Here is an 11,384-nt window from a genome sequence, read left to right on the forward strand (position 1 = left end):
CTCGGTGGGCTGGGACCAACAGTCGGTCCCCCCGAACCCCCTGGGTCGTCTCGATTGAAGCTGATGCATGCAGCCCCCTGTGGGGGGCGCGTGGCCTGAAAGGAGCAGAACCGGATGTCTCTCAAGAGCAAGCTCACCCTGTCCACGCTGGTCGCCACCGCGCTGGCCCTCGTTCCCAGCATGGCGTTCGCGCAGGATGCTGCTGCTTCGAACAAGTTCGACACGAGCGGCATGATCGCGCTCGCCGCCGGCCTCGCGATCGGCATCGCCGCCCTCGGCGGCACGCTCGGTCAGGGCCGCGCCGCCGCGGCTGCCCTCGAGGGCATCTCGCGCAACCCGGGCGCCGCGGCTCGTATCCAGACGCCGATGATTCTCGGCCTGGCCCTCATCGAGTCGCTCGTCCTCTTCGCGCTGATCATCGCGTTCTTGCTCCAGGGCAAGATCCCGCAGCTCTGATCGGACAGGCCACGCGCGGATCACCGGGCCGCGAAGCAGGGCGTCAGGGCGAGAGCCCCGGCGCCCTGCTGCGCGTGTGTGGCAGCGGCTAACGGAGATGACGGAGCACGTCGAGCGCGACGTGCCCGAACATCACGAGCACGCCGAAGACGAGGAGCGTGATGCCGAGCGGATCCATACGATTCGTTTGAAGCAGCCACGTCCCCGAGAAGACGAAGGTCGCCACGACGAGGCCCGCGAAGAGGCGCCGTCCGAGGCGATCGACCGTCCGCGGGAGGGTCGGATCGGTGGTGCGTAAGCTCAGCCGCCCGAGGCGCAGGTCGTCGAGGACCTCGCGGAGCTGCTGCGGCAAGTCGTAGGCAGCGCCGGAAAGGCGCTCGACGCCGCGCCAGAGCTCCATGCCGATACGCTCGGGCGAATAACGCTTCCGCAGGAGATCGAGGAAAAACGGACGCGCGACGCCGAAGACGTCGAGGTCCGGATCGATCTCCTTGCCGACACCCTCGATCGTCATGATCGCCTTGCCGACGAGCAAGAAGTCCGGCGGGATCTCGATGCCGTACTTGCTCGCGCCGCGCATGAGGTCGCTGATCATCGCGGCGACGTCGATCTCCTTGAGCGGGCGGCCGAGGTACTTCTCCGCCAGCACGCTCACCTCGGCGCGGTAGGCGCGCATGTCGACCTTCTTCGTCGGCGTGCCGATCGCGTAGAGCGCGTCCGCGACGCCGAGGTGGTCCTGACGAACCGCCGCGATCATCAGGTCGAGCGTCTTGTCGCGCATCTCCGGGGACAAACGCCCGACCATGCCGAGGTCGATGAGGCCGATCGTGGGGCTGTCCGGGTCGCCGGAGATCAAGATGTTCCCCGGGTGCGGGTCGGCATGGAAGAAGCCGTCCTCGAAGATCATCTTCACGACGATGCCGACGGCGGCCTGCGCGATCGCCGGGCCCTTGTGCCCATGGTCGCGGATCTCGTCGTAGACCTTGCCGCCGGGCAAGAGCTCGAGCGTGAGCACGGTCTTCGACGATGCCTCGCGGTAGACACGCGGGAAACGCGCGTGCGGGTGGCCGGCGAAGTTACGCGCGAACTTCTCGGCGTGCTCGGCCTCGAGGCCGAAGTCGAGCTCGCTCGTGATCGCACGATCGAACTGATCGACGAGCGCCGACGGCTGGTAGAGCGCGGACTCGGGGATCGTGCGCTCGATGAGCTTGGCGAGCGCGTGCAGGAGCTCGAGATCCCGCGCGACGGTCGTGCGCACGCCGGGCCGCTGCACCTTCACCACGACCTCCTGCGGGCCGTCCGCGTGCTTGAGCACGGCGCGGTGCACCTGGCCGATCGAGGCCGCGGCGAGGGGTCTCTCCTCGAAGCGCTCGTAGACGTCCTCGATCGGCGCGCCGAGCGAGGCCTCGACCGCGGGCTTGATGTCGCTCCACGGCAGCGGGTTGACCTCGTCCTGGAGCTTCTTGAGCTCGACGATCCAGTCGGGCGGCAGGACGTCGGGGCGCGTGGAGGCGATCTGGCCGAGCTTCACGAACGAGGGGCCGAGATCCATACACACGAGCCGCACGCGCTCGGGCAGCGAGATGCGCCGTCGTTCTTCCTCGCCGCGTTTCGCCTCGGCCTCGGGCGCCTCGACGAGCGCCTCGCTCGCCTCGCTCACCTCGCCGGGAGGTAACTCGGGCAAGGCCTGCGCGCGGCCGCGAGCGCCGAGCCCGAGCCGCTGCGCGAGCTCGCCGAAGCCGTGACGAACGAGCACGACGTAGATCTGGCGGAGTCGGCCGAGATCACGGACTGCGTTGACGATCGAGACCATGCGTGGGCGCCCTTCGCGTGAGGGCCTTTAGCGTATCCGCACGACGGTGCCCACGTCGTGCGTGCTCGGCAAGGCGGCGGTCCATCCCGCGGGCACGCGCGGCGTGGTCCAGAAGAAGAGGCGCTGCGCGTCGAGCGGCGCGAGGTTGACGCAGCCGTGGCTACGCACGTGCCCGAACGAGCGATGCCAGAACGCGCCGTGCAGGCCCACGCCCTTCGAGAAGAACTGCACCCACGGCACGTCCTCCATCCGGTAGTACCGCCTCGCGCCCTCGTCCTCGAGGTTGTCCATGTTCGAGGTGAAGAGCTTCGCCCAGATCCGACTCGTCCCGCGTGGCGTCGCCGTCGACGACCCTTCCCGGCCCTTGCCCGTCGAGACGAGCGTCGCGAACACGGGCCGCTTGCCCTCGTACGCGACGAGCGTCTGGCTCGCGAGCTCCACGTCGATCCACCTCTCGCCCGCCTCGACGTCGACCTCGGGCGGCGGCGGCGCGATCGTCGGGTGGCGCAGGTCGGCGGAGCGGACCCACCTGTCCTCGCCGATGCGCGAGAAGCGCGCGCCGCCCGCGTTTTTCTCCTCGACGAAGGGCACGCGTTCGAAGCGCGCGTGGCTCGACGTCACCTTGCCGAGCGCGCTCGGCGACGAGAAGACCTTCGCCTTGTCGACGATGATCCACGCGAAGGGGAGCACGTCGCCCGGCGCGTCCTTGATCTCCTCGCCGCGGAACGCGAGCGGCCGCGCGGGGCCGAGGTCGCGCATCGGTATCCAGAGGTCGTTGTGGCTGCGGCCGTAACGCGCGCCCTCGACCACGCGCTCCTCCACGATCGCCACGGCGAAGCCAGGCTCGAGCTGCATGTCGGGCGCGCCGACGTCGACCGCGTGGAGCTTCTTGTACGCGAACGAGCCGTCAGGGCCGACGAAGTAGTACCGGAAGGGCAAACCATCCGGGGTCTCGCGGATCGCGCGGTAAGCGACGTCGACGAAGGGCGTCTCGGCGAGCTCGACGGCGTCCTCGCAGACCCACGCGATCGGCCCGACCGAGAGGAACCGACCCTTGCAGCCAGGCCCGCGGCGCGCGGCGAAGATCGGCAGGTGTACGTCGAGCGCGGCCGATCCACGTCGCGGCGCGCCTTCCCACGGGGCGGCGAGGATCGGCTGATCGGCCTTCCGGATGCGCGCGCTGACGATGCCCTCGGGCAGAGGTTCGGTCTCGGCCGCGACCCAGGGAGGCCCGTTCGAAGCGCGGGCGTGGGAGGTGACGAGCAGCGCGGCGAGCGTGAAGGAGAGCAGGGGCGGGGCGTGACGGGTGGCGGCTCGCAGGGTTTGTCCACGCGAGCCAGCCACCTTCACGACCCACATCCCGCGCGTCAGCGGTAGGAGAACCGGACCTCGTGGTCGCAGATCCGGAACGAGTCGCCCTCGCCGATCGCCTTGCGCGTGATGCGCTGGCCGTTGAACTCGACGCCGTTCGTCGAGCCCATGTCGACCATGTAGTACTGGCCGTTCAGGTACTCGACCATCGCGTGCTGGCGCGAGACGTTCGGGTCCTTGATCGTGAGGTCGCTCGACTGCTTGCCGCGGCCGATGATGAAGCGGTCCTTGTTCACGACGCTCCGCTCGCCGGCGTAGTAGGCGAAGAGCGGGATCGCGCCGGGGATGCCACCCGCCGCGGAGGGCGCAGGCGCAGGCGGAGCCGGCGGCGGGCCGGGCGGCGCCATGTTGTACTGCGGCGCCGGCGGAGGCGGCGGCGCCCCGAAGCCGATCGCCGACGGAGGAGCCGGCGGCGGGGGCGGGGGCGCGCCCATCCCGCCCATCATGGGACCAGGCGGCGGGGGCGGGGGCGCGCCCATCCCGCCCATCATGGGACCGGGCGGCGGGGGCGGCGGCGCGCCCATCCCGCCCATCATGGGACCGGGAGGCGGCGGCGGCGGCGCGGCCGCGCTCATCGACGGCGGGGCGGGCGGCGGCGGCGGGCCGCCAGCGGCCATCGGGGGCGCCGGCGTGGCCGGAGGCGGCACCGAGCGGGCGGGCGCACCCGGGCCCATCGTCTGCCGGTTCGGCGGCGGGGGCGGGGGCGGACCCCCGGGACGCGCGACGCCCGTGGGCGGCGGCGGCGGCACGTTCGGGCGCGACATGCCGGGCGCGGGCGGCGCGGGCACGCTCGGCGGACGGTTCCCCGGCTTCGGGGGCGGCGGCGGGCCGCCGGCCATGGAGGCCGTCGGGGGACGGCTCGGCCCCGGCGGGGGCGGCGGCGGGGTCGCCGTGGGGCCTCCGGGCGGCGGCGGGGGCGCGCCGAGGCCCGGGCCGGGGCCGCCTGCCATCATGGGCGGGGGCCCGGGCGGCGCGCCGGGACCTGCGGTCCCCGTGAGGCTCGGAGGCGCGCCGTACGGCGCAGGCGGAGGTGGCGCTCCGTACGGCGAAGGCGGCGGCGGGGGCGCGCCGAGGCCCGGGCCGGGGCCGCCTGCCATCATGGGCGGGGGCGGCGCGCCGGGGCCTGCCATCATGGGCGGGGGCGGCGGGGGCGCGCCGAGGCCCGGGCCGGGGCCGCCTGCCATCATGGGCGGGGGTCCGGGCGGCGCGCCGGGGCCCATCATGGGCGGGGGCGCGGGCGGCGCGGGCGGCGCGCCGAGCATGGGCGGCGGCGTGGCCGTCTGCGACGGGGCGCCGACCATGGGGGGCGGCGCGGGTGGCATCCCGGCGCCCATGGGGTTCGGGTTGTACGCCGCGGGCATGGGGGCGGCGGCGGCGGCGGGAGGGGCCGGCGGGTAACCCGGCGGCGGCGAGGGTGGCGGCGCGGGGATCCCCGGCGTCGACATCGGGTTCCCGCTCCCGGGGGCGGACTCGCTGCGGACCGCGCCGGGGAACGGTGTACGCGGGCTGTAGCTACGCTGCCGCGCGTACTGCTTCATCGACTCGTTGATGAGGTAGTCGATCGAGCACTCCAGCTCGCGCGCCATCTGCTCGAACGTCTCCCAGAGGACGTCGCGGCACTGGAATGTCCTTGCGCTCTTCTTGTTCGGGTCCGACATTGTTCCCTGATCGTCGTCGATGGTTCCGGGGCCGTGCTGAGGATCCGGAAGGCCGATCCTCCGAGAATTCGAGAATTCGAGCGACACGCTCTACGAAGGTGATGCGTGGAGGCGTGCTCTCCCGCTCATTTCTTCTGCTCCTTCGAGGCTTCGGGTTTGCGCTCCTTCATCGCCGGCACGACGCAGTGGCGCACGAACTCGCCGATCGTCTTGATCTCCCTCTGCTCGCGCTCCTGGCTGCCCTCTTTGGGGACATCGCAGACCCATTTGCAGTCGGGGTCGGCGTCGCATTTCGGGGCTCTGGCCCCATCGGACTCGAGCGAGGCCAGGGCGGAGACGTCCGCCGAGGTGCCGTAGCTGAAATAATACGCGATCGCGCTCGTCCGTGCCGCGGCTGATCCAGCGCCGAGGTATTTCTGCAGCGCGTCGACGGGCTTGCCGTCCTTCAACTCTCCCAGATAAGCGCCATACGTGAGCGCCTCGCCGAGGGCGAAGTTTTTGTCGTCCGGCAGCTTCCCGAGGAACTCGCCGATGTCCTTGACCTTCGACATCTTGAGCACCGTCGTCGCGGCGGCGCGGCGCACCTTCCACTTGTCGGTCTTGAACAGGGCGTAGAGCTTGTCGACGACGGCCTCGCGGGGCAACTCGCCGATGCGGCGGAAGGCTTGATCCAGCACCACGTCGGGCGCGTCGCTGCTCGCGATCTCGAGGATCCGCTTGACGTCGTCGGCGCTCTCCTTCTTGAGGTGCCCTTCGAGCGCGGCGAGCGCCGTCTGCCTTCGCTTCTCGCTCTGCTCCTTGCGCGTGGCGAAGCCGAGCAGGTGCTCGACGACCGGCCTCTGACCGACCCTGCGCATCGAGGCGAAGACCTTCGTGAGCTCGTCGTCCTGCAGCAGCTCGAGCTGCTTCTTGAACTGCTCCTCGGTCGGCGTGAGCTTCTGCGCCGCGTTCGAGTCCTTGAGCTCCTGCGTGCGCACCTTCGCCCAGTCGTCCGAGAGGATCCACTTCGCGACCTCGACGAGCGCGCCCGAGGCGGCCTCCTTCGTCTTCGCGTCGCCGAGCTCCGCCACGAGCGAGGCCATCGCGTCGAGCTTGCGGGTCTCCTTCGTCATGAGCTTCGGCAGGCCGACGACGCCCTCCGCCCCGATCACCCGCAGGAGCTGCTCCATCCCGTAGGCCTGACCGCGCGCCTCGAGGCGGCGTTCGAAGTCCGCCATCGCCCACTCGACGAGCGCGCCGCGTAGCGTTTGCTCGAGGCCTTTGTCCGTGATGAGCGGCGGCTTGTCCGCGACGAGCATCGCGTAGGCCGCGTCCTTGTAGGGGAACGATCCGTCCGCGGGCGCGGCCTGGCCGGGCTGGGCGACGGGCGGCGGGCGCTTCAGCTCGACGATGATCGAGGAGACGAGCTGCGACACGATCGGCTGCTGCACCTCGGCGCGCAGGCCCGAGAGCACGTCGACGAGGCTGCCCTTGCAGGCCTCGTTCTCCGGCGGATCCTCGCCGTCGATCTGCGTGAAGGCGAGCCTCCTGCCGGATCGTGGCTTCATGCGGATCAGCGCGAGCGCGCTCTCCACGCGGAGCGAGGTGTCGTACTTGTCGTACAGCAGCACGGCGCAGAGCTTTTTCGGCCCGTGGGCCGTGTTCTCCCAGTGGTGGATGTCGTTCTCGTCGACACGGCACCCGCTCGCCGAGAGCCCGATACCCAAGGCCACGAGGCAACTCGCGAGAACGCTCGCGGTCTTGGGGCGCGGCCCTGCTCCATCAACCATTCGCATGCTGTCCTTGGGAATGGCGGCGATGGTACCGCTCGGGGCGTCCTCGGCTCAAAGAATTTCGGGTCCTTAACAAACGCGGACCCTCGCCACGCCGCGCCGAATAGAGGGATCCTTTGTACCCCCGACCACGAAGCCGCCGCGTCTCGCCGGCTTCGCCACCAGGGACTTGCATAGAAGGAAGAGTGGGAATATGTAGGCAAGGTAGGTTCAGGTAGGCCATGACCGTTCCTCTCTTCGCTCCGCGTCGTGTGCAGACCGCCCCCGGTCCCGGTGAAACTGTTTCGTCGCCCACGAAAAGAACGCGTGGGGGCGGAGGCCGAGGGGGCGAGGGTGAGGGTGCGTCCGCGGCGACGAGCGCGCCGGCGCGCCACACGTATGCGCGGGAGGCGGCGGCGCTCGTGCTGCTCGCGTCCGCGCTCTACACGTCGCTCGCGCTGGCTTCGTTCCGTGGAGATCCCTTGCGGTCCGAGGTGGTGGGGCCGGACTGGGTCGGGCCCGTCGGCGCGGCGTTCGCGGGGTTCGCGGCGAGCACGGTGGGCGTCGTCGCGTGGGCGCTGCCCGTGGAGCTCGTGGCGCTCTCGGCGCCGCTGCTCGGCGGCAAGCCCCATCGCGCGAGCGTGTCGCGGTTCGGCGGCGACATCGTGGTCGTGGTGATCCTGGCGGCGCTCGCGCACGTGGCGTTCCCCGAGGCGAGGTCGTTCGGCGCGATGCCGCTCGGCGGCGCCGTGGGTGAGCTCTTCGGCGAGGTGATGCGCTCGCTGTTCTCGGCGATCGGCTCGTACATCATCGGCCTGACGGTGGTGTCGCTGATCCTCGTCCAGCGCGCGACGTTCTCGTTCATCGAGCTCGTGGCGCGCCTGCGGCGATCGGTGGAGACGGCCGGCGAGAAGGGCGCGTTCGGGCTGCGCGCGCTCGCGAACGCGTGGCAGAAGGCGCGCGAGATCGAGCAGGCGAGCACGAAGGACGAGAAGGCCGAGCGCGCAGCCGACGCGAAGATCGTGGCGACGCCCGCGGCCGACGCGATCATCGCGGCGCTGACGGCGGGCGACGACGGCGACGACGCCAGGAAGGAAGCGACGCCCGAGGCGATGAACGTGGTGATCGCGAAGGGCGCGTCCGAGCCGGCGCTGCCTGCCTCGTGGAACGACGGCGGCGTGATCGCGAGCGCGGTCGTCGAGGCAGACGCGCCGAAGCCGCAGCAACGCAAGCGGCGCGGGCAAGCTGCGAAGGTGGCCGCGTCTCCGGAAGCGGAGACGAAGGAGAACGCGGCGCCCGTGATCGTGAACAGCGCGGCCGCGGCTCCGCCTCCGGTGGAAGCGTCGGCGCACGCGACCACGATCACGACGACGACGCCGATGACACCGACGCCGATCCCGAAGGCGCCCGTCGGCCCGGCGATCTTCGCGCCGCCCGCGGACCCCGTCGCGATCGTGGCCGTGTCGGACATGGCGGCTGGCGAGTCGTTCTTCGACGCCGCCGCCACGCCGTCTCCTCCGCCGCCTGCGCCGCCGAAGCCGCAAGCCTCGAAGCCTGCGACGAAGGCGCGCTCGATCGAGCCGAAGGCGCCGCCTGCGCCTCCGCCGCCTCCGCCCACGCCCACGCCCGCGCCTGCTGTGGTGGACGAGGCCGCGGACGACGAGGACGACGACGAGGACGAGCACGAGCACGAGCACGAGCACGAGCACGAGCACGAACACCTCGCGCGCGACTTCGATCACGACGAGGCACCCGCAAGCGAGGACGAGCCCGACGCGTCGATCGACGAGAGCCCGATCGCGCCCGTGCGGGTCGAAGCGCCGAAGCCTGTTGCCAGGCCCCTCGCGCCTGCGGCTGCTCCTGTCGCGCTCGCGCCGGTCGCGCCTCTGCCGATCACGCGCGCGCCCGAGAAGCCGAAGGAGCCCGAGATCGTGAAGGTCGTGCCCGCGAAGGGCGCGGGCTTCCGTCTGCCCACGACCGACATGCTCGAGCCGCCTTCGGACCTCGATCGTTTCGCGATCGACGAGGAGCAGCTTCGTGACAACGCCGCGTTGCTCGAGAAGACGCTCGCGGACTACGGCGTGAGCGGCAAGGTCGAGGAGATCCACCCGGGCCCGACCGTCACCACGTTCGAGGTCGCGCCGGCCGCGGGCACGAAGGTCTCCAAGGTCGCGAGCCTCGCCGACGACCTCGCGCTCGGCCTCTCGCGCAAGGTGCGCATCATCGCGCCGATCCCGGGCAAGAACCGTATCGGCTTCGAGCTCCCGAACGAGCGGCGCATCCCCGTCTCCTTGCGCGAGCTCGTCGAGGATCGCCGCTTCCAGGAGATGAAGGCGCCGCTGCCTTGCGTGCTCGGCCGCGACATCATCGGCGCGCCTTACTTCGCCGACCTCGCCTCCATGCCGCACGTGATCGTCGCGGGCGCGACGGGCGCGGGCAAGAGCGTCGGGCTCAACGTCATGCTCGTCTCCTTGCTCTTCCGCAAGACGCCCGACGAGCTGCGTATGCTCATGATCGACCCCAAGGTCGTCGAGCTCGCGCCCTTCGATCGCATCCCGCACATGCTCCTTCCCGTCGTGACGGACATGAAGCAGGCGGCGAACGCGCTCAAGTGGGCCGTCGACGAGATGGAGCGGCGCTACCAGCTCTTCGCCAACGCGGGCACGAAGAACATCGGCACCTACAACGCGTGGGTCGAGAAGGTCGCGCGCGGCGAGGCCCGGCCGCCGCGTCCGCCGAAGAAGGTCGCCGCGATCTCGGCCGAGGGGCTCGAGGTCGAGGTCGACGCGGCGAAGGATGGAACCGACGCGGCCTTGCCCGAGAAGATCCCGTACATCGTGATCGTCGTCGACGAGTTCGCCGACCTCATGATGCAGCAGGGCAAGGACGTGGAGGCGAGCGTCGCGCGTCTCGCGCAGAAGGCGCGCGCGGCGGGCATGCACGTCATCCTCGCGACGCAGCGGCCGAGCGTCGACGTCATCACCGGCATGATCAAGGCGAACTTCCCGACGCGTATCGCGTTCCGCGTGGCGCAGAAGGTCGACAGCCGCACGATCCTCGACGAGCAGGGCGCCGAGCACTTGCTCGGCCGCGGCGACATGCTCGTGAAGATGAACGGCGCCACCGAGACGCGCCGCGTGCAGTGCCCCTTCGCGAGCGAGGAGGAGGTGCAGCGCATCACGGACTTCCTGCGCCTCCAGGGCGAGCCCGTCTACGACGAAGCGATCCTCAAGCCGCGCGACGAGGAGGGCGGCGAGGCGGACACGAACGACGCCGAGAACGATCCGATGTACGACGCTGCCGTCAGGATCGTGGCCGAGACGCGGCGCTGCTCGACCTCGTGGATCCAGCGCAAGCTTGGGGTTGGATACAACCGTGCGGCAAAAATCGTCGAGGCCATGGAAAAGCGTGGGATCGTTGGTCCCGCGAACGGCGCGAAGGACCGCGAGGTGCTCATCGCGCCGCTCTGATCGCTATTTGTTTTCCGTCCGCGCGTGCTAGAGAAACCGCTCGAGATGGCGTGCGAAGAAGAGCGCACACGGCTCATCGGCCAGATCGCGAGCCTGCTGCGGGAGAACGCGATGCCGCCTGCGGCGCGCGAGGCAGGCCTCACGCTGATCGGCTGGCTCGCGCGGCGCATGCCCGGCGAAGGCGTCTCGCTCGCGGGCAAAGAGGAGATGCTCCGCCGCTGCATCGAGCACGGCTACTCCTCCCCGCACGGCACGAACGGCACGAACGGCGCGCACGCCCCCTCGGACCTGAACGGCGCGAGCGGCGCGAAGGGCCGAGGCGACAACGAGAAGCTCCGCGGTTCGTCGCGGAGCAACGGTCGTCGCGCGCGCTGAGGCCGAGCTCTCGCTCGGCGGAGACGGCAGCGTGATCGCGGGAGTATACGGCCCGAGGCCGCGCGTCGTCGCCCTCATCGGACGACCAACGTCGAGCGGTTTGCCTTTCGGAGCCGCCGCCGACCCGGCGAACACCCTCGGGGCACTTCCCGCACCGACCCGAAACGGCCTGTGGTAGGGGTGGTCTGGTCATGGCCGAGCTTTCGGTGACGCTTCCCGAACCGCGCCCCGACGACGCGGAGGATGTCGTCTGGGGGTTGTCGACCGCAAAAACGTTGTGGGCGCGTGGCGAGCGGAGAGACGCCGTCGTGTGGCTCCGGCGCGCAGCCGAGGCGGCCGAGTCCTCGGGCAACGTGTTCCGCGCCTCGGAGCTCGGCATGTATGCCCAGGAGCTCGATGACGCCCTCGCCGCCGCGCCCGCGCCCGCCGCGCCCGCGCCCGCCGCGCCCGCGCCCGCCGCGCCCGCGCCGCCCGTGCCCGCCGGGCTCGA

At 71.0% G+C, this 11,384-nt stretch carries 8 protein-coding genes; 4 read left to right on the forward strand and 4 right to left on the reverse strand.

From position 1 onward, the window contains the following. Positions 1–114 precede the first annotated feature (114 nt). On the forward strand, positions 115–456 hold the full coding sequence (locus GF068_RS33755; RefSeq protein ID WP_136928778.1) for an ATP synthase F0 subunit C: 342 nt from the start codon (positions 115–117) through the stop codon (positions 454–456). 88 nt (positions 457–544) lie between these two features. On the opposite strand, the gene GF068_RS33760 is transcribed toward GF068_RS33755, so the two are convergent. The 4 genes from GF068_RS33760 to GF068_RS33775 all read right to left on the reverse strand — a co-directional run bounded on the left by GF068_RS33760 (position 545) and on the right by GF068_RS33775 (position 7,073). Then, on the reverse strand, positions 545–2,269 hold the full coding sequence (locus tag GF068_RS33760) for an ABC1 kinase family protein (RefSeq protein ID WP_153823638.1): 1,725 nt from the start codon (positions 2,267–2,269) through the stop codon (positions 545–547). Between the two features lie 27 nt (positions 2,270–2,296). After that, positions 2,297–3,628, reverse strand: coding sequence for a L,D-transpeptidase (locus GF068_RS33765; protein ID WP_153823639.1), 1,332 nt, complete (start codon positions 3,626–3,628; stop codon positions 2,297–2,299). Between the two features lie 8 nt (positions 3,629–3,636). Further along, positions 3,637–5,298 (reverse strand): FHA domain-containing protein, encoded by a 1,662-nt coding sequence (locus tag GF068_RS46600; protein ID WP_153823640.1) that lies wholly within the window; start codon positions 5,296–5,298, stop codon positions 3,637–3,639. Between the two features lie 125 nt (positions 5,299–5,423). Further along, positions 5,424–7,073, reverse strand: a complete 1,650-nt coding sequence (locus tag GF068_RS33775) for a HEAT repeat domain-containing protein (RefSeq protein ID WP_153823641.1) — start codon at positions 7,071–7,073, stop codon at positions 5,424–5,426. Between the two features lie 218 nt (positions 7,074–7,291). On the opposite strand from GF068_RS33775, the gene GF068_RS33780 reads away from it, so the two are divergent. The 3 genes from GF068_RS33780 to GF068_RS33790 all read left to right on the forward strand — a co-directional run. Next, the gene (locus GF068_RS33780) at positions 7,292–10,519 is read left to right on the forward strand and encodes an FtsK/SpoIIIE family DNA translocase (protein ID WP_153823642.1); all 3,228 of its coding nucleotides are present in this window, start codon (positions 7,292–7,294) and stop codon (positions 10,517–10,519) included. A gap of 45 nt (positions 10,520–10,564) precedes the next feature. Further along, positions 10,565–10,894 carry a hypothetical protein gene (locus tag GF068_RS33785; RefSeq protein WP_153823643.1) on the forward strand — a complete coding sequence of 110 codons (330 nt, stop codon included), beginning with the start codon at positions 10,565–10,567 and terminating at the stop codon, positions 10,892–10,894. A 191-nt stretch (positions 10,895–11,085) separates the two neighbouring features. Continuing rightward, a partial coding sequence (locus GF068_RS33790; protein WP_206079603.1) for a hypothetical protein occupies positions 11,086–11,384 on the forward strand: 299 nt, incomplete at its 3' end.

The organism is Polyangium spumosum (assembly GCF_009649845.1).
Classification (GTDB): domain Bacteria; phylum Myxococcota_A; class Polyangia; order Polyangiales; family Polyangiaceae; genus Polyangium; species Polyangium spumosum.